Source organism: Stenotrophomonas sp. YJH_SMC_80, assembly GCF_059372495.1.
In genome coordinates, this window is record NZ_JCAFVP010000005.1 from 209,739 (window position 1) to 228,168 (window position 18,430).

The window sequence follows — 18,430 nt, forward strand, 5'->3', positions numbered from 1 at the left end:
GGGTCAGCAGTGCGCAGGGTGCGCTGCCGGATCCCCAAGATTGGCCAGCTCCGGTGCCAAGGCGTGTTCCACCGCACGCCGCAGCAGTGCCGGCGCGACATAGTGCCGGTGCCCGGCGTCGATCAGTGCCATGTACATGCCGCCGAACGCATTGAGGGTCTGCACGCGAGAGCCCAGGCTGATCTCGACATGTCCATCGCTACGCCGCTGCACGCGCACGCTGCTGCGGAAACGCAGGTGCTGATCGTCGGCGCCGAGCAGGACTTCGGCGTCGTTGTCCTGCGTATCGATGTGCGAATCCAGCACAGGAAATCGACCAGCGAACAACCGGCTGCGATCGGTGGACAGCAGTGACGACACCGGGCATCCCAGCGGCGACGTGCGCAACCGCAACGGCGCCACCAGTCGGTTTCGCAGCGCCATCAGATGGCCTACGCCACTGGGCGGATTGCGCAGGAAGCCGTCCAGTACATCGGCCAGCAGTGCCGACGCGGAACGGTGGACCACCTGCGAGGGTTCCAGGCACAGGGTGGTCAGGTCCTGGTAGTGGCTGTGCGGCAGCGCTGTGGGCAGCAGGCCATCGGTGGCGGCGGGCCGCGAACGGATGGGATAGGCCGGTGTGGCACGTTCGACGAACCCGCGCAGCGGCCGCATGGAGATGCGGCGCAGCGGGCCGAGCAGGGCACGGGTACGCGCGCAGAGGTGTGCGCACAGGCTGGGAGGCGCCGCCTGCAGCGACAGTTGCAACAGCGGGGCCGCCGCAAGCGAAGTGCCCGAAGGCCAGTGCGATTCCGGAAGCACCTCGGTCAGGCTGGGGATATCGGCGGCATTGCGTTGCACCTGTGCACGCGCCTGCTCGCTCATCGCGCCGGCCAGTTCATTGCTGTGGCAGGACAACGCGAACAGCGCTGGATGTGCAGGATGGTTCGACGCGAACTGGTGCCAGGTGCCGCCGCCGAAGCGCACGGTAAACAGGCAGTCCGGTGGGATGCGGATGCGCCGAAGCGTGCGCGCGAAGGCACCGGGATCTGTCGCCAGCTGCGTGTCGGAGGCGGTGGCGAAACGCAGCTCGGCTCCCGCGCTGCCGGCGATGGCGGTGAACATGCGCGGGCCTGCATGGCGATGAAACGGGTGGCCACCGGCACCGACGGTGAAGCTGTACAGCGAGGAGGCATCCCCGTGCTGCAGGTGCATGCCACCCAGTCGCGCCGAAGGTTCATCCAACGCATCGATGAATGCCGGGTGGTGGCGCTGACGCTGGCCGGCGTCACTCACCAGCGCGTCACCGGCACCGATGCCGAGCTGCGCGATCAGGGTGACTTCGGTCGGACTGCCGCCGTCCTGTGCCGGAAGCTGCACTGCTGGAAACGAACGGCGATCGCGGGTCGAACCAGGCATCGTCATGCTCCTTGGCGGGGCGGATCAGCGGGCGGGAGACTTGCGGCGGGCGCGGGCTTCACGCTTGAGCGGGCCGCCGACCGGGCAGACTTCGGCCGCCCACGAGAACAACGTGTTGGCCAAACGGTCGGGTACCTGCCTGAAGTACACGAACTGGCCGCGTTTTTCGCGTTCGATCAGTCCGGCTTCCTCGAGGATGCGCAGGTGGCTGGACAACGCCGGCTTGCTGAAGTCGAAGCGCTCGGCCAGCTCGCCCGCGCTGAGTTCGCCGGCACTGAGATAAGCCAGGATCTGCCGGCGGGCGGTGGAGGCAAGGGCTTCGAAGATGCGGTCCATGGCGAGCTAATTAACTAATTCGTTAACTAATACTCCTCCCGCCGGTGGCGGCTGTCAAGCCATGACCCATTGCGCGGCACGCTCGGGCTTTGCCATCCTCCCTGCTGTTTTCCGTAGCGTGGAATCCCGATGCGTCCTGCGTTCTGGCTGGCTTTGTCCCTGCTGCCCACCCTGGCGGCGGCGCAACCCGCGCGCACGCCCAAGGCCAAGGCTCCGGCGCAGGATCCCTTCAGCGAGTTGTTCGATACCGCCTGCATGCAGCACATCGGGGCCCCGGCGCGGTTGCAGTCGCTGATGGAATCCAATGAGCTGTCGCCGCTGCAGCCCGCCGAAGCCGCCACGCTGTTGCAGGGGCAATCGGGTGTGGCCTGGATGGTGCCCCTGGCCAGTGGCCGTTATGCGGTGAGCTGGGCTGACGATGGCACGTGCACGGTCTACGCCGAGAAGGCCGACGCGGCGGTCGTGCAGAAGGGATTCGCCCGGTTGGTGCAGGCCGCGCCGATGCCGTTGCAGGTGCGCTCGCTGCCGGGACGTGGGCCGCTGTCGGCCGATCAGGTGGCGATCCAGTACGGCTGGGCCACCCCGGGGCAGGGCAAGCTGCAGGTGCGCTTCCGCCTGGTCACGCAACAGGCCGCCGATGCCGGCGTGCAGGCGATGGCCTCTGCGACGCCGGGTGAGGCGATGCTGGAGCGGGGCGCGCCCGGGCCCTGACAGGAGCCACGCCTGCGGTTCAGCCTTTCACGCAGCGTGTGATATATCGTTTATCGATAAATCCATCCTGGGGCGGCGCGTCCACCCCAACACCGGAGGCCGCTTGACCGCTCGTCCCGCCCGCGCCAGACCCGCGCGAGGCCTGTTTGCCCTGGCCCAGGCCGCCGTACAGGCCGTCCGGGCGATGTGCTGGCTGGGCATCCTGGCCGCACTGCTGGCGGTGCCGCTGGTCGCCCACGACCGCCGCTGGCTGCTCGACAGCGTGCATGACGCCGAGGCCGCTGCCGCGCACGGCAATGATCTGTTCCTGCACTTCTGCCTGGGCCTGGGCGCGATCATCGCGCTGCTGGTGCTGTGCCTGCTGTTCCTGCGCCATCTGCTGAGGCTGCTGAAGTCGGCGGCGCGCGAGCGGCCGTTCACCCACGCCAATGCACGGCGCCTGCAGCGCATGGCCTGGCTGATGCTGGCAATGGAACTGCTGTCGATCCTGATCGGTGCCTATTCGGCCTGGATGGGCCCGGATTTCACCTGGATGGAGGTCGGCGGTGGCATGTCGATCACTGGCCTGGTGGCCGTGCTGATGCTGTTCGTGCTGGCGCGCGTCTTCGCCGTGGGCGCAGCGATGCGCGACGACCTCGACGGTGTCATCTGATGGCGATCGTCATCACCCTGGACCGCATGCTGCAGGCACGGGGCATGACCCTGTCCGAGCTGGCCGGGCGCATCGACATCACCCTGGCCAATCTGTCGATCCTGAAGACCGGCAAGGCGCGCGCCATCCGCTTTTCCACCCTTGATGCGATCTGCCGCGAGCTGCAGTGCACGCCCGGCGACCTGCTCGGGCACGACCCGGCGCAGGCACAGGACGCTGACTGAGCGGTCGCTCTTTTCCCTTACCTACTGACGAAACGGACCTGAAATGGAATGGTTGGCTGACCCCTCGATCTGGATGGGCCTTGCAACCCTGGTCGTGCTGGAGATCGTTCTCGGCATCGACAACCTGGTGTTCATCGCGATCCTTGCCGACAAGCTACCGCCGCACCAGCGTGACCGCGCGCGGGTAATCGGCCTGGCGCTGGCCTTGCTGATGCGGCTGGTGCTGCTGGCGGCGTTGGCGTGGATCATGAAACTGACCGAGCCGCTGCTGACGCTGTTCGACCACAGCTTCTCCGGGCGTGACCTGATCCTGTTGGGCGGTGGCCTGTTCCTGCTGTTCAAGGGCACCATGGAGCTGCACGAACGGCTGGAAGGCCGCGAACACCAAGAGGATGGCAAGAAGGTCTACGCCAGCTTCGCAATGGTGGTGGCACAGATCGTGGTGCTCGACGCGGTGTTCTCGCTGGACTCGGTGATCACCGCGGTGGGCATGGTCGACAACCTGGGCGTGATGTATGCCGCCGTGACCATCGCGATGGCGCTGATGCTGTTGGCCAGCAGGCCGCTGACGCGCTTCGTCAACAAGCATCCTACGGTGGTGGTGCTGTGCCTGGGCTTCCTGCTGATGATCGGTTTCAGCCTGGTGGCCGAGGGCCTGGGCTACAAGATTCCGAAGGGTTACCTGTACGCGGCGATTGCCTTCTCGATCCTGGTCGAGGCGTTCAACCAGTGGGTGCGTTTCAACCGTGAGCGCAACGAACGCCGCCAGCCGTTCCGCCAGCGCACCGCCGACGCCGTGCTGCGCATGCTGGGCGCGCGCCCGGCCAATGGCCACGACGACGAAAACGCGGACGAACACGTCGATGCCGAAGAGCGCCTGCAGCCGGCGGAGCACGAGATGATCCGCAGCGTGCTGGGGCTGGCCGATCGCCCGGTGTCGAGCGTGATGACGGTGCGTGCCGACGTGCAGTGGATCGACCTGGCCCGTGGGCAGGAGGATGTGGTGGCACGCCTGGTGGCGTCGCCACACACCCGCCTGCTGGTGGGTGATGGCGACCTGGACAGCCTGCGTGGCGTGGTGCAGAGCCGCGACCTGCTGGCCGACCTGCTGCAGGGCAGGCCGCTGCAGCTGGAGGGCAACCTGCGCGAGCCGCAGTACGTGCTGTCCAGTGCCAGCGCGCTGCAGGCGCTGGAACTGATCCGCCAGCACCCGGTGCCGTTGGCGGTGGCGGTGGACGAGTACGGCAGCGTGGAAGGCCTGGTGACCGCCAACGACCTGCTGGCGGCCATTGCCGGTGACCTGGTCGATACCCAGGACGCGCGCTATGGCGTGGTCGCGCAGGGCGAGGACCAATGGGAGGCCGACGGTGCCCTGACCCTGGACGACCTGCAGCGGCTGGCCGGCGTATCGCTGCCGCGCAGTGCCGACTACATGACCATCTCCGGCCTGGTGCTGGAGCGTCTGGGGCGCCTGCCGGACATCGGTGACGCGGTGGAGATTGCGGATGTTCGCATCACCGTACTGGCGATGGAGAAGCGTCGCATCGCCCGCCTGCGGGTGGAGCGCCTGGGGCATCCGTAGCGTCGAGCCATGCGCGATCGGGGTTCTGTAGCGTCGAGGCATGCTCGACGGCTTCCTGGGCAGCCGAGCATGGGCCCGGCTCTACACAACACGACCCGCAGCCGTCACCATGGCGGGCCCGATTTCTGTCATGGATGGTTGCAGTGCTGAGTACGATCGGTTTGTTGATGGGCCTGTATGTGGCCTGGCGCCTGTTCTGGCCACTGCGCATGCCTATCTGGATGAAGGTCGTGCTGTCGTTGCTGCTGGTGGGCGTGGCCGTGCAGCTGCGCATCGTCGCCACCTTCTGGGGCACGATGGCCTCGCCAGAGATCCCGAAGCTGGCCATCGCCGTTCTGGCCACCGGCTCCACGGCGGTACTGCTGCTCGCCTTGATGATGCTGGTACTGGATGCCGGCCTGCTGCTTTCGCACCTGCTGCGTTGGCCGCGCATCGTATCGGTCCTGCGCGCCTCGAAGCTGCGGCCGTTGGCCGGCCTGCTGGCGCTGCTTGTGAGTGGCTATGGCATCAGCCAGGGCATGGCCGTGCCCCAGCCTCGGCAGATCGACGTGGCGATCAAGGATCTGCCTGCTGCGTTCGACGGCTATCGCGTGCTGCAGCTGACCGACATCCACGCCAGCCGCTTGCTGACCGGCGACTGGGTGCGCAAGGTTGTGGACAAGAGCAACGCACTGACACCGGACCTGATCGTGATCACTGGCGATCTGATCGACGGCAGTGTCGAGGCCCGCCGTGACGACGCGCGCCCGCTCGCGGACCTGCGGGCGCCGGACGGCGTCGTCGCCATCACCGGCAACCACGAGTACTACGCGCAGTACCAGGCGTGGATGCAGGCGTTCCGCGCGCTGCACATGCAGGTGCTGGAGAACAGCCATCTGCAGGTACGCCGTGATGACGCGGCGCTGACCATCGCCGGCGTCACCGATCCGGTGGCGGCACGCTATGGCCTGCCGCTGCCGGATCTGGAAACCGCGCTGGCCGGCGCCGATCCCTCTGCACCGGTGATCCTGCTCGATCACCGCCCGCGCAATGCGCGCCAGGCGGCCGCGCGCGGTGTGAAGCTGCAATTGTCCGGGCATACCCACGGCGGGCAGATCTTTGGTATGGACCAGTTGGTGAAACGAGCCAACGGCGGCTATGTCTCCGGCCGCTACGACGTGGACGGGATGACACTGTACGTGAGCAACGGTGCGGGCCTCTGGGCAGGTTTCCCGGCGCGCATCGGTGTGCCGTCGGAGATCACCCTGATCACGCTGCGCCGCGCGCCTTGACCTTAGGGGGTCAGATCCCTTTCCCTGCGGCAAAGGCATCTGACCCCGGCCCCTCAGGCCGCCCGCAGCGGCGGCCGCACATGCGCACTTCGGCGCAGCGCCTGCGCCCGCTTGGCAATCCAGCGCACCACGAAGGCGGTGAACAGCAGCGCCGACGGCACCGCATACCAGAAGTTGCCCGGAACGCGCTTGAAGTACGAGTAGGTAAACACCGCCGCGATGATCCACATGCCGGTGACGTGCAGGCGACGCCAGGCGGTGGGTCCCATGCGCCGGGCGAGCCCCCGGTGCGAGGTGATGGCCAGCGCCAGGATGGTAATGTAGCCCACCGTGCCCGGGAGGTTGGCCAGCGCGGATCGTGCTGGCCAGAACGCCGGGTTGAGGATGCCGAAACTGGTGATCGCGACTGCATGCAACAGGTGCGAGAACGCGAAGGACAGGCCGATGATGCGCCGTTCGCGCAGCAGGAAGCGGGTGAACGGGCCGGGCAGAAGGCTGGCGAACGACGATGCCGTGAACGCTGCCAGGAACAGCAGGAACGATGTGCGCGCAGTGACCCGGATCGCGGCTCGGCTGCCTTCGGCTGCATCGGGATACAGGGCGAAGGCCGCCAGCGCGAAGGCGATCAGGACCACCGCTACGGCCACGAACAGGCGCCAGCCATGCAGGAAGGACGTGTTGGAAGGAGCCATGATGAGACCTCGAAGTAGGGGGACGGTAGTGCCGGCCGCTGGCCGTCCAAGGAACGGGTAGTGCCGGCCGCTGGCCGGCCAAGGAAGGGGTAGTGCCGGCCGCTGGCCGGCCGAGGAACGGGTAGTGCCGGCCGCTGGCCGGCAACCTCAGAAAGCAGGCAATGCAACCAGCACGCCCGCTGCGCACAGCTCGCCCAGAACAGGCACGCAGGCCATGCGCAATGCGTCCGCTGCCACGCCATGTGTTTCGGACAGCAGCTGCAGTGCTTCATCCACCGACGCGCTGTCGTCACCGAACACCGACAGCAGCGCGTAGGCCAGCGGTGACAGTTCCTCGGTCTGCAGGCTGAAATCGGCGAGGCGCTGGATCACCAGCAGCGTGGGAGCCGTGCTCAACACCGGCTCCAGCGCCCCGTCCTCATGTACTGGCCACTGGTAGCCAAGCACCCGCACCAACGGCGAAACCGCCAGCACATCATTGCCTACGGGAGCGCGCTGCAGCGGCCGCCCGCCGTCACGCGCTTCAATGTGCAGCGACTGCTGCGTGCTCTCGTAGTGCGCCAGTTCCGCTGCCCAGCCCGGCAGCGCCAGCGTGTCCTGCACCGCCAGCCAGGCCGCGAACTCGCCCGCGATCCGTGGGAACAACGGCGTGCGGCAGGCGTGCCTCGCGTAGTAGTGCTCGACGGTGTTGCGCCAGCAGGCATCGCCCAGCTGCGACTTCAGCCGCGGCAGGCTGCCGGCCAGCAGGCTGTCCAAGCTGTCGATGCACAGGCGGCGGTAGACCGCCATCCGCCGCGCCTCGATGCCACCGGGGGCGGTCTTTGCAGGGGCGCGCACATGATCGGCCCAGCGCCGTTGCAGGGTCGCCAGCGACTCAGCCATGGGCCACCTCGGGCCAACGTGCCTCGGCCTGCGCCTGGCGGATCTGCCCGACCTCGGCCAGCAATTCGGCAAGCGGGGGGAAGTTGAAGTCGCGTTCGAGCAGCGTGGGGCGCACGCCCACCCGCCCATAGGCCTCGCGCAACAGTGCCCAGACCACGCCTTTCACCGGCGCACCATGGGTATCGATCTTGAAGCCATCGTCTTCATCGAAGTGGCCCGCTACGTGCAGCGAGGCGACGCGGTGGGCCGGCACGCGGGCCAGGAATTCGAAGGCGTCATAACCGTTGTTGCAGGCGTTGACGAAAACGTTGTTGACGTCCAGCAGCAGGTCGCAGTCGGCTTCGGCGAGCACGGCGTTGATGAAGTCGATCTCGCTCATGTCCGCGCCGGCGACGGCGTAGTAGGAAATGTTCTCCACGGCGATGCGTCGGCCCAGCATGTCCTGCACCTGGGCGATACGGCCGGCGACATGGTGAACGGCCTCGGCGGTGAACGGCAGTGGCAGCAGGTCGTAGACATGGCCACCGGCGGCGCAGTAGCTCAGGTGTTCGCTGTACAGCTGCACCTGGTGCAGGTCGAGGAAGGCACGGGTCTGTGCCAGCAGGGTGCGGTCCAGCGGATCAGGACCGCCCAGCGACAGCGACAGGCCGTGGCAGGTCAAGGGGTGGCGGTCGCTGAGTTGGCGCAGCGCGGCGCCGTGTGCACCGCCGACGCCGATCCAGTTGTCAGGGGAGACTTCAAGGAAGTCGATGGCACCGGCCGGCATTGCCAGCAGTTCGTCGATCAGCCCACGGCGCAGGCCAAGGCCGGCGGCATTGAAGGGCAGGGGCAGGGACATGGCGGATGCTCCAGAGAAAGGGCGCCGCCTTGAAGGCGGCGCCGGTTGGACGTCGATCAATCGGCAACGCGGGAGAACAGGCCCTTCGGCATCGGCTTGCCGTTGGCGGTGTAGACGCTGCGCAGGTAGTCGTGCGCTTCCTGCTCGCTGATGTAACCGTCGTGGTCGGTGTCGATGCGGTCGAACTCGGCGGCGCGCTTGGCGGCCACAGCGTTGAACTCGGCACGCGAGACCTTGCCGTCGTGGTCGCGGTCAGTGCGGGCAAACGAGGCGTCGCCGCACTTGCCTTCGCCACACTGGCCCTCGGCCACCTTGGCCTTGTCGGCGGGCTTGCCGGTGGTGGCCTTGTTGGCCCCGCACTTGCCTTCACCGCACTTGCCTTCGGCGGCGGCGCTCATGGCCACCGCGCTGATCGCCAGCGGTTGGATCGCCGCGGTCTGGCCGGCCAGCAGCAGGCCACCGGCCAGGGCAATGCCGATGGCACCGATGCGCGGCAGGCGGGAGGAGGGGGTGTTCCTGGTCGAGATGGACATGGTGATGACTCCTTGGGAAAGCACGCGGGGCGTGCGGGATGGACGCCGCCGAGGAGGCGACGGAAAGCGAAAGGCGCGGGAACAGGGGATTCAGCTCAGGCGGCGTGGCGACGGCGCAGCAGATGGCCCAGCAGCAGCACGCCGCCGAGCAGGGCACCGCCGAAGCCGATGCCGGGCAGCAGCGCGGCAACCGGCAGCAGCAGGGCGATCAGGCTGACGCCCCAGCCCAGGCCGTCATTGCCGACAGGGGCATGCTGTGAGCCGGCCAACAGCCGGTCCACGCTGAGCGCGCCACCGCCGTTGAGGATCAGCGGCAGCAACATGGCCAGGAACAGTAGCGGCAGCTTGAAGTTGCCGTAGCCCTGGTCGGTGATCGCGTAGCCCTGCCAGAGTTCACCCAGGCCGTTCCATTGGTCGGGCCAGTGCACGGCGGCGATGGCAACGATGGTGAGGACCCAGAAGACGTAGGCCACCGAGCGCGTGGCCAGGCCGAGCAGCAGCATCACCGCGCCCACCAGTTCCAGCCAGGTCGCCAGCCGCCAGTTCAGCGACGCGGGCAGGGCGGAGAACGGGAACGGGAAGCGGCCTTCCAGGTCGGCGAACCAGTTCTGGCCGCCCAGCTTCTCGCGGCCGGATTCAAAGAACTCCCAGGCCAGCAGGGTGCGCAACGCCAATGGCGAGAGCCAGCGGCCGACGGCGTCCAGGCGGGGGGTATACACGGAAGAGGCGGTGCTGATCATGGTGGTGTCCTGCGGGCCAGTGGTCGATGGAGGCCATTCCAGGCGGCGCAGGTATCGGCAACGTGTGCCGTTGCCCGGGGTTTTGTCAGCGACTGTGGTCGCGGCCGGGGTTTCGTACAGTCCGATACAAAGACGATGCGTGGATGCACATCGGGGCGTTGCGCGCCCGCGTGCGGGGAGCGATATTCACCCGAAAGCGCCCAGCCAGGACCGGCGCGCGAATGTATCCCACTGTAGAAACCCGCCTGCGCCCTACAGTCCGGTACAACTCCGCGCAGCGGAGAAACAGCGGTGATACACCGGCAGGCGGAAATGGCCACTCCCAACTCCGGAGTGCCCCCATGATCCGTACCTCCTTGCTGGCCGCCGCTCTCGCCCTTGCCGCCGCCGCCCCTGCCTTCGCTGCCCAGGTCGATACCGCTGCACCGCCCACCGTCATCCTGGTGCACGGCGCCTTCGCCGATGGCTCCAGCTGGAGCAAGGTCATCAGTACCCTGCATGACTGGAAGCTGCCGGCGGTGGCCGTACAGAATCCGCTCACCTCGTTGGCCGACGACGTCGCCGCCACCCGTCGTGCGATTGCCGCTGCGCCTGGCAAGGTGGTGCTGGTCGGCCACAGCTGGGGTGGCACGGTCATCACCGAAGCGGGCAATGACCCGAAGGTGCAGGCGCTGGTGTACGTGGCGGCGTTCGCACCGGATGCAGGGCAATCTTCGGCGCAACAGGGCGAAGGTTTCCCGGTCGGTCCGGGTCTGGCCCGACTGCAGGAAAGGGACGGCTACCTGACCTTGCCGGCTGATGCCATCGCCCAGGACTTCGCGCCGGACGTGATGAAAAAATCGGCCGCACTGCTGTACAGCACGCAGGTCCCGTTGAAGGCCAGCGCTCTGGGCGAGGTGGTGAACGTTGCGGCGTGGCGCAGCAAGCCGAGCTGGTACGTGCTCAGCCGAGATGACCGCATGCTGTCGCCGCAGCTGCAGGCCGCGACCGCACGTCGCATCGGTGCACAGCTGCAATCGATCGGCAGCAGCCATGTGTCGCTGCTTTCGCATCCTGCGCAGGTGGCCGACAGCATCCTGGAAGCGGCGGGGGTGAAGCCGGCGGAACTGCCGCTGGCCGAGCAGGGGGGCTGAGCGATGGCCGCACTGCGAGGGTACGCATTGCCGCTGTTGCTGGCCCTGCTGGGCGGAGCGGCGTTGTTGCTGGCATGGCCCGGCGCGGATGCCGGCGCGCAACCGCTCGATGCAGAACCGATGGCCGGGTTCGACGGTGGCGGGCCCTGGCACAACAGCCCACCGCTCACACTGAAGCAGTTGCGGGGGCAGGTGGTGCTGGTCGAGTTCTGGACCTACACCTGCCGCAACTGCCTCAACGTGGCGCCGCATGTCCACCAGTGGCATGCACGCTACGCGTCGCAGGGCCTGAGGGTGATCGGCGTGCATACGCCGGAGTTCGCCTATGAAGGGCTGCCCGGCAACGTGCGCAAGGCCATCGCACGGTTGGACATCACCTGGCCGGTGGTGCAGGACAACCAGTACCGGATCTGGAACGCCTGGCGCAACCGCTTCTGGCCCGCGCTGTACCTGCTCGACCGTCAGGGGCGGGTGGTCTACCGCCATTACGGCGAGGGCGACTACGCACGTACCGAAAGCGAGATCCAGCGCCTGCTGGCCAACCCCTGAGCCGCGCTACCATGGCCGCGCAGCGCGGCCCTGACCTCCGTCTTCATCGAGAACGCAATGAACCACGTACCGCATATCCTGGTCGTCGACGATGACAGCGAGATCCGCCAGATGCTGGCCGATTACCTGCAGCGCAACGGCCTGCGCGTGAGCCAGGCCGACGGTGGCCGGGCCATGCGCGCGCTGATGGATACCCATGCCGTGGATCTGGTGGTGCTGGACGTGATGATGCCGGGCGAGGACGGCCTGAGCCTGTGCCGCAACCTGCGCGCCGGCAAGCATCGTGCGGTGCCGGTGGTGCTGCTGACCGCCCGCGACGACGAGACCGACCGCATCATCGGCCTGGAAATGGGCGCTGATGACTATGTGACCAAGCCCTTCTCTTCGCGCGAACTGCTGGCACGCATCAATGCGGTGATCCGCCGCACGCAGATGCTGCCGCCAAATCTGCAGGTGAGCGAAGCAGGTCGCCAGCTGGCCTTCGGCGAGTGGCGCCTGGACACCACCGCACGCCATCTGCTGGATGCGCAGGACACCGCGCATCCGCTCAGTGGCGCCGAGTTCCGCCTGTTGCGCGTGTTCCTCGATCACGCCAATCGGGTGCTCAGCCGTGACCAGCTGCTCAGCCTCACCCAGGGCCGCGATGCCGAACTGTTCGACCGCTCGATCGATCTGCTGGTCAGCCGCGTGCGGCAGCGCCTGGGTGACGACGCACGCGAGCCGACCTACATCAAGACCGTGCGCAGCGAAGGCTATGTGTTCAGCCTGCCGGTGCAGTTGCTGGGGCCGGACGAATGAACACCACCGCACACCGCCCACGCTGGCCGCGCACGCTGTCGGCGCGGCTGCTGCTGGTGCTGCTGGGCGGACTGACCCTGGCCCACGCACTGTCCTTCGGCCTGCTGTTCTTCGAACGCTACCAGTCCACCCGCAGCATGATGCTGCGCAACCTGGACGAAGACGTGGCCGTGAGTGTCGCGCTGCTGGAACACCTGCCCGCAGGCCAGCGCGCGGCCTGGGTGCCGCGGCTGGAGCGGCGCACCTACCGTTACCTGCTGCGCCCGGCTGCGGCTGGGCCGGGACTGCAGACCGATCGTGCACGCCAGGTCACCGCGATCATCGACGACAGCCTGCAGCGCCGCTATCCGTTGCAGGCGCGCCAGGTGGCTCGCCTGCCGGAGCGGTTCGAGGTGGAACTGCGCCTGCACGACGGCACCCCCTTGACCATCGAAGTCACCCCGTCGGGCCTGCCGCTGGCGCGCTGGCTGCCCGCCGTGTTGCTGGTGCAGCTCGCGCTGCTGCTGGTGTGCGCGTGGCTGGCGGTGCGCCTGGCCATGCGCCCGCTGCAGCAGCTGTCGCATGCGGTGGAGCATCTGCAGCCGGGCAAGGACGGGCCCGAACTGCCTGAAGATGGCCCGGCGGAAGTGGGCGGCGCGGCGGCCGCGCTCAACGCACTGCAGGCACGCATTCGTGGCCATGTCAGTGAGCGCCTGCAGATCCTGGCCGCGATCTCGCATGACCTGCAGACCCCCATCACGCGCATGAAGCTTCGGGTGGAGACCCTGCCTGAAGACAGCACCCAGCAGCGGTTGCTGGACGACCTCGACCATCTGGGTCAACTGGTGCGTGAGGGCGTGGCCTATGCGCGCAGCAGCCACGTCGCCAGTGGCGCACCGGTGTCGATGGACCTGGGCGCGTTCCTGGCCAGTGTGGTGGGCGATTACGAGGACATGGGCAAGCCGGTCAGCGGTGTTGCGCCCGCTGGACTGGTCGTGCAGACCTGGCCGCAGCCGCTGCGCCGGGTGGTCGGCAATCTGGTCGACAACGCGTTGCGTTACGCGGGTGCCGCCGAGGTCGAGGCGGGCCGTGATGACGCCGGCAGAGTGTGGATCAGCATTTCCGACCGTGGCCCTGGCATTCCCGAGGACCAGCTGCAGGCAGTGCTGGCGCCGTTCCATCGGCTGGAAAGCTCGCGCAACCGCGATACCGGCGGCACTGGCCTGGGCCTGGCCATCGCGGTGCAGCTGGCACAGTCGCTGGGCGGCTCGCTGACGTTGCACAACCGCGAGGGCGGCGGCCTGCGGGCGGAACTGCAGCTGCCGGTGTAACGGGCGGGGTCGGATCCCTTTGCGGGAGCGAAGGGCGCTGACCCCGATGTGGGATCTGCGACGTTCCTGCACGGCTTCGGGATCGGCGATCATCTGCCGGGAGTGTCGAAACCAGGAAACACGCAATGCAGGGAACGCAGCATTCAATCCGGCGCCCGCGCCACGTCGCGCTGCTGGTCGGTCTACTCGCGCTGGCGGCCTGCCAGCGCGCACCAGACGTACCGGCCGACGCGCCCGCAGCGGCCGCACCACTTGCCGCCCCTGCCACCGCAACAGACCTCTCTCCGCTGCTCGATGCCCTGCCGACCTGCGCGCTGGAAGGCTGGTACATCGATCTGCAGACCGACCGCCCGGCCGACCCCTGGCTGGCCACGAATGCACCGAAGCCCTGCAAGGAAGATGAGGAGAACGAGATCGCCACGTTCTGCGTGCAGGGGCAGTGGAAGGGACTGCCGGTGGAGGAGGTGATCCTGCCGACGATGACCTTCGTCTCGTTCCGTGGCGCGAAGATCGGCCTGCCGCTGGAGAAGGCACGTCCCATCGTCCGCCAGCGTTTCGGCCAGGAATTCCCGGGTGGTGTGGCTTACGAGGAGGGCCGCGAGCCGAAGCTGCTGGCCGACCCGGAGGATGCGCAGCGTTCGTGGCTGCTGTGCAGCACGCCGGAACCGGGAGACAATCTGGGCAGCCAGGCAGGCGTCAGCTACTCGGGCATGAACCTGCCCTACGACCACGACGGTTGCAGCTACCGCTACAGCCCGGTCGACTTCTGCGATGCGCCGCACCGGGCCGCCATCGAAGATGCCCTCCAGCATCAGAAACCCAATTTCAACGAGCACTACCTGCTGGTGCAGGTCGATGATCGACCCGAGTACTTCCAGCGCACGCTGGTGTTGGTCGATACCCGCACGGGCAGGGCGACGCCACTGCCGTTCGATGCCTTCACCGGGCCGGCGGGGAAGGGCGGTGATGCTACCGGCTACGGGACACTGGAAACGGGCGTGGACCAGCCGCAGTTCTGCCTCGATGGCGCGTTGCTGGTCTACCGCGTGTTCGAGGAGGGGCGCTTCTGCTTCGGCTTTGACGGCGAGCGTTTCACCGGCCATGAAACCCAGTACATGCAGGCAGCGGACAGCCGATGACCGGTATTTCACCCCGTCCATGCCACGCTGCGCGGAACCTGCGCAACCGGGATCGAGGCTGTTGAAGGCGAATACGCAATGACCGCGGCGCGGCAGCGCTCGATGTGGGTGGCGGGCCTGTCCACGGTAGTGGAGTGGTACGACTTCACCCTGTACCTGTATTTCGCCACTGTGCTGTCGCGGGTGTTCTTCGGCGGCGGCGAACAGGCGCTGCTGGTCACGCTGGCCGGCTTCGCGGTGTCCTACCTGATGCGCCCGCTGGGCGCGCTGTGCTTCGGCCACCTTGGCGACCGCCTGGGCCGGCGCTGGATGCTGCTGGCTTCGATGGCGTTGATGGCGGCGGCAATGCTGGCCACTGCGCTGCTGCCAACCGCGGCCACCGCAGGCACCACGGCGGGCGTACTGCTGCTGGTACTGCGCTGCGTGATGGCGTTTTCGGTGGGCGGCGAGTACACCGGCGTGGTGGCGTACCTGCTGGAAAGCGCACCGGCGCGGCGACGCGGCCTGGTGACCTCGCTGGCTTCGGCCGCCAGCGAGGTGGGTGCGCTGCTGGCGGTGGCGATCTCTGCGGTTACCGTGGCGCTGCTCGCGCCCGCGCAGCTGGACAGCTGGGGCTGGCGTATTCCGTTCTTCGTTGGCGCGGCGCTGGCACTGGTGATCCTGGTCGCACGCTCGGGCATGCACGAGTCGCCGGAGTTCGAGCGGCAGCGCCGCGAGGGCAGCATTCCCGCGACGCCGCTGAAGCATGTGCTGCGCAACCATCCGCTGGCGGTGGCGCGCACGTTCGCGATCTCGGCGCTGGGCTCGATTACTTACTACGTCGGCATCAGCTATGTGCCCGCGTTCTTGCATGCGCGGGGCCACGATGAGGGCGATGCGCTGTGGCTGTCGACGATTGCGGCCGTGGCGGTGATCGCGATCACGCCCCTGTGCGGCGCATTGTCCGACCGAGTCGGACGACGGCCGGTGCTGTTGGGCCTGACCGTGCTGGCAGCGCTGCTGCCGCTGTCCTTGTTCGCGTGGATGGCGCAGGCGACGCCGCTGGGCATCGCGCTGGCCGCGGTATTGCTGGCCTGCGTGGCCGGTGGCGTGAGCGCGGTGGCGGCCCCGGCCACGGCCGAGCAGTTCCCCGGCGAAGGCCGGGTCAGCGGGCTGGCACTGGGGGTGACCATGGCCACCGCATTCTTCGGCGGTGCAACGCCCTGGCTGGCGCAATGGTGGGTGGAACGCAGCGGCTGGGCAGCAGCGCCAGGCGCGATGATCGCGCTGGTGGCGGTGCTGGTGCTGCCGGTGCTGTGGACCCTGCCCGAGACGGTCCCGGGCAGGGCCAAGCGCTAGCGGGTCAGACCTTCAGGGTCTGCTCGATGTCGGCCAGTACGGCGGCCGCATCGACGCCGATGGCAATCGACTGCACCACGTGGCCGTCCCACACGCTGGGGCCGAACGCCAGGCCTTCCGGCTTGGGAATGGTCATGCCGCGGGCGACGCCGTCGGTGGCCACGCGCACGCTGGCGCGCTCGAACTGGAACAGTTCCGGGCGGGTCAGCGCGATGCAGGCGCAGCAGTCATGCACGACCATGCCCTTGTGGCCGGCCTGCAGGTAGAAGTCCACGTAATCCTGCGACAGCGCACGCACCAGCTCGGCATCGGCACCGCCGATGGCGGCCAGCTTGTCCAGGCCGTCACGGTCCATTTCCACGCGGGTGGTCACGTCCAGGCCGATCGCGGTAACCGGCCAGTTGGCGGTGAACACCACGTCGGCCGCTTCGGCATCGCCCCAGATGTTGGCCTCGGCGGCCGGGGTGATGTTGCCGTTGACGTGGAAGGCGCCGCCCATGATCACCACGCCGCGCACCAGGCCGGCGATGTCCGGAGCCTGCTGCAGGGCAAGGGCCAGGTTGGTCATGCGGCCGACCGCGACCAGGGTCACCTCGCCCGGATGGGCGCGGACCAGGTCGATGATCAGCTGGTGGGCGGGGCGCGCGTCGGCGGCCACGTCCAGTTCGGCCGGCACCGGGTGATTGCCCAGGCCGTTGTGGCCATGGATGTGCACCGGCCAGGCTTCCGGGGTGGCTTCCGGCTGCAACGGGCCACCGGCACCGCGCGCGACCGGGGCGGCAAAGCCCCAGGCCTGCTTCAGGTACAGCGCATTGTGCGTGGTCGACTCCACCGAGGCATTGCCGAAGGTGGTGGTGACACCGATCAGGTCGATCTGGGCGTGCTTGTGCAGGTACAGCAGGGCCAGGGCGTCGTCGACGCCCGGGTCGGTATCGAAAATGACTTTCAGCATGTTGTTGTTCTTCTTCCGTGTGGTGCGGGGGGCGCCGGCGGCCCGGAAGCAGGCCGGCGCGCCCTACATTGTCCCATCTTCATGACAGGCAGGGCCATTGCCGGGGAGGCAGGCCATAATGCCCCCAGTCCAGGCACGGAACCGCCGAATGCTGATCGTTGCCCTTCTGCTGGTCCTGCTGGTGCTGGGCCTGAACGTGGTGGCTACCGTGGTGATCGTCAGGCGCGATGGCCTCTCGGCAGGCGGCCGGACGGTGCAGTTGCTGCTGGTCTGGCTGCTGCCGCTGGTCGGCGCGATCCTGTGCATGGCGGTGGCCACGGCCGATGGCTCGGGCAGCCGGGCGGATGGCGGCGGAAGCCATGACACCTCCGTTGGCTATTCCAGTGACAACCACAGCCATCACAGCTACAGCAGCTCCGACTGCGGAAGCGGCGACAGCGGTGGGGGTGGTGACGGCGGCAGCTGCGGTGGCGGCGATTGATGAGACGTTCCAGGGTGTCGGCCAAGGTCACGTCCTGGTAGTGCCGGCCGCTGGCCGGCAACCTCATCCGCTCAACCACCGCCTTCGGTCGGCAACGGCGCCGGCACGTTCAACAGCCCACCTGCCGCCACATAGGCGGCCAGTGCCTGGCCCTGGCTGAGCAGATGGCGCTCCATGGTGCGTTCGGCAGCCTGCGCGTCGCGGCGGCGGAAGCACTCCATCAATTCGCGGTGTTCGGCCAGCGACTGCGCGGTGCGGCCCGGGGTCAGCAACTGGCGGCCGCGATGCATCTTCAGGATGCGGTGCAGGTCGTGGGTGATGCGGATCAGCCACGGGTTGCCGGCGTAGTGCTGCACGGTTTCGTGGATCAGGTAGTTGTTGCGGTAGTACTCGGCGATGTTGCCCTCGGCGGCCGCCGTTTCCATTGCCGCATGCAGGTCTTCCAGCTGCTGCACGCCGGCATCGTCGATGTGCCTGACTGCTTCGTGCGCGCAGCGGCCTTCCAGCATGGCCATCACCGGGAACAACTGGTTGAGGTCTTCCAGCGTCAACCGGGTGACCCTGCTGCCACGACCCGCATCGATCTGCACCAGGCCTTCGGCTGCCAGCAGTTTCAACGCCTCGCGCAGGGGCGTGCGGCTGATGCCCAGTTCCTCGCACAGCGCGGGCTCGTCGATCCACTCACCCGGCGGCAGGCGGTAGTCGTAGATGCGCTCGCGCACGTGTTCGGCCACCTCTTCGTACAGAGGTGCGCGCTTCTTCGGTGACCGCGGGGCAGGGGCAATGGCCATGGAGGAAGTGTACCGCCAGGTAGTGCCGGCCGCTGGCCGGCAACCCATGATCGCTGGATGGCTTCATGGGATTGCCGGCC

21 protein-coding genes are annotated in these 18,430 nt (G+C 67.8%); 12 read left to right on the top strand and 9 right to left on the bottom strand.

The window, feature by feature from the left end; genetic code table 11:
• Positions 1-3 precede the first annotated feature (3 nt).
• Positions 4-1,398, bottom strand: a complete 1,395-nt coding sequence (locus tag AC5P99_RS11355; RefSeq protein WP_495213167.1) for a DUF2867 domain-containing protein — start codon at positions 1,396-1,398, stop codon at positions 4-6.
• A gap of 24 nt (positions 1,399-1,422) precedes the next feature.
• Entirely contained in the window at positions 1,423-1,734 is a 312-nt protein-coding gene (locus tag AC5P99_RS11360; RefSeq protein WP_004147836.1) for a metalloregulator ArsR/SmtB family transcription factor, read from the bottom strand.
• Between the two features lie 129 nt (positions 1,735-1,863).
• On the opposite strand from AC5P99_RS11360, the gene AC5P99_RS11365 reads away from it, so the two are divergent.
• The 5 genes from AC5P99_RS11365 to AC5P99_RS11385 all read left to right on the top strand — a co-directional run bounded on the left by AC5P99_RS11365 (position 1,864) and on the right by AC5P99_RS11385 (position 6,174).
• Positions 1,864-2,445: an NMCC_0638 family (lipo)protein gene (locus AC5P99_RS11365; protein WP_088436903.1), complete on the top strand. Its 582-nt coding sequence runs from the start codon at positions 1,864-1,866 to the stop codon at positions 2,443-2,445.
• 184 nt (positions 2,446-2,629) lie between these two features.
• Positions 2,630-3,097, top strand: a complete 468-nt coding sequence (locus AC5P99_RS11370; RefSeq protein ID WP_005412578.1) for a DUF2975 domain-containing protein — start codon at positions 2,630-2,632, stop codon at positions 3,095-3,097.
• Positions 3,097-3,321: a helix-turn-helix domain-containing protein gene (locus AC5P99_RS11375; protein WP_012479411.1), complete on the top strand. Its 225-nt coding sequence runs from the start codon at positions 3,097-3,099 to the stop codon at positions 3,319-3,321. Before AC5P99_RS11370 ends, AC5P99_RS11375 begins: the two co-directional genes overlap by 1 nt.
• A 43-nt stretch (positions 3,322-3,364) precedes the next feature.
• A complete protein-coding gene (locus AC5P99_RS11380) occupies positions 3,365-4,903 on the top strand; it encodes a TerC family protein (RefSeq protein WP_088436904.1) in 1,539 nt (512 codons plus the stop codon).
• 134 nt (positions 4,904-5,037) lie between these two features.
• The gene (locus AC5P99_RS11385) at positions 5,038-6,174 is read left to right on the top strand and encodes a metallophosphoesterase (RefSeq protein ID WP_495213168.1); all 1,137 of its coding nucleotides are present in this window, start codon (positions 5,038-5,040) and stop codon (positions 6,172-6,174) included.
• A gap of 53 nt (positions 6,175-6,227) precedes the next feature.
• Here the strand turns inward: AC5P99_RS11385 and AC5P99_RS11390 are convergent, their stop codons facing one another.
• The 5 genes from AC5P99_RS11390 to AC5P99_RS11410 form a co-directional block, all read right to left on the bottom strand.
• A complete protein-coding gene (locus tag AC5P99_RS11390; protein WP_495213169.1) occupies positions 6,228-6,866 on the bottom strand; it encodes a ferric reductase-like transmembrane domain-containing protein in 639 nt (212 codons plus the stop codon).
• A 147-nt stretch (positions 6,867-7,013) separates the two neighbouring features.
• A complete protein-coding gene (locus tag AC5P99_RS11395; protein WP_495213170.1) occupies positions 7,014-7,748 on the bottom strand; it encodes an HvfC family RiPP maturation protein in 735 nt (244 codons plus the stop codon).
• Positions 7,741-8,586: an HvfB family MNIO-type RiPP peptide maturase gene (locus AC5P99_RS11400; RefSeq protein WP_495213171.1), complete on the bottom strand. Its 846-nt coding sequence runs from the start codon at positions 8,584-8,586 to the stop codon at positions 7,741-7,743. Before AC5P99_RS11400 ends, AC5P99_RS11395 begins: the two co-directional genes overlap by 8 nt.
• A 56-nt stretch (positions 8,587-8,642) precedes the next feature.
• Complete coding sequence (locus AC5P99_RS11405; protein WP_495213172.1) at positions 8,643-9,119, bottom strand: HvfA family oxazolone/thioamide-modified RiPP metallophore; 477 nt, start codon at positions 9,117-9,119, stop codon at positions 8,643-8,645.
• Positions 9,120-9,214: 95 nt separating this feature from the next.
• A complete protein-coding gene (locus AC5P99_RS11410; protein ID WP_495213173.1) occupies positions 9,215-9,859 on the bottom strand; it encodes an HvfX family Cu-binding RiPP maturation protein in 645 nt (214 codons plus the stop codon).
• A 341-nt stretch (positions 9,860-10,200) separates the two neighbouring features.
• Here AC5P99_RS11410 and AC5P99_RS11415 point away from each other — a divergent pair, with 341 nt between their 5' ends.
• The 6 genes from AC5P99_RS11415 (at position 10,201) to AC5P99_RS11440 (ending at position 16,126) form a co-directional block, all read left to right on the top strand.
• Positions 10,201-10,992: an alpha/beta fold hydrolase gene (locus AC5P99_RS11415; protein ID WP_088436910.1), complete on the top strand. Its 792-nt coding sequence runs from the start codon at positions 10,201-10,203 to the stop codon at positions 10,990-10,992.
• A 3-nt stretch (positions 10,993-10,995) separates the two neighbouring features.
• A complete protein-coding gene (locus AC5P99_RS11420; protein ID WP_049460064.1) occupies positions 10,996-11,541 on the top strand; it encodes a redoxin domain-containing protein in 546 nt (181 codons plus the stop codon).
• 57 nt (positions 11,542-11,598) lie between these two features.
• Positions 11,599-12,339 (top strand): response regulator, encoded by a 741-nt coding sequence (locus tag AC5P99_RS11425; protein WP_049448695.1) that lies wholly within the window; start codon positions 11,599-11,601, stop codon positions 12,337-12,339.
• Positions 12,336-13,649: a sensor histidine kinase gene (locus AC5P99_RS11430; protein WP_108270283.1), complete on the top strand. Its 1,314-nt coding sequence runs from the start codon at positions 12,336-12,338 to the stop codon at positions 13,647-13,649. Before AC5P99_RS11425 ends, AC5P99_RS11430 begins: the two co-directional genes overlap by 4 nt.
• A 125-nt stretch (positions 13,650-13,774) precedes the next feature.
• Positions 13,775-14,788 carry a hypothetical protein gene (locus AC5P99_RS11435; protein ID WP_049448699.1) on the top strand — a complete coding sequence of 338 codons (1,014 nt, stop codon included), beginning with the start codon at positions 13,775-13,777 and terminating at the stop codon, positions 14,786-14,788.
• A gap of 78 nt (positions 14,789-14,866) precedes the next feature.
• Entirely contained in the window at positions 14,867-16,126 is a 1,260-nt protein-coding gene (locus AC5P99_RS11440; protein ID WP_495213174.1) for an MFS transporter, read from the top strand.
• A gap of 4 nt (positions 16,127-16,130) precedes the next feature.
• Here AC5P99_RS11440 and AC5P99_RS11445 read toward each other — a convergent pair whose 3' ends face one another.
• Complete coding sequence (locus AC5P99_RS11445; protein WP_049448710.1) at positions 16,131-17,078, bottom strand: nucleoside hydrolase; 948 nt, start codon at positions 17,076-17,078, stop codon at positions 16,131-16,133.
• 148 nt (positions 17,079-17,226) lie between these two features.
• On the opposite strand from AC5P99_RS11445, the gene AC5P99_RS11450 reads away from it, so the two are divergent.
• Complete coding sequence (locus AC5P99_RS11450) at positions 17,227-17,559, top strand: hypothetical protein (RefSeq protein ID WP_149500794.1); 333 nt, start codon at positions 17,227-17,229, stop codon at positions 17,557-17,559.
• 71 nt (positions 17,560-17,630) lie between these two features.
• Here the strand turns inward: AC5P99_RS11450 and AC5P99_RS11455 are convergent, their stop codons facing one another.
• Positions 17,631-18,350: a GntR family transcriptional regulator gene (locus tag AC5P99_RS11455; protein ID WP_005408509.1), complete on the bottom strand. Its 720-nt coding sequence runs from the start codon at positions 18,348-18,350 to the stop codon at positions 17,631-17,633.
• Positions 18,351-18,430 lie beyond the last annotated feature (80 nt).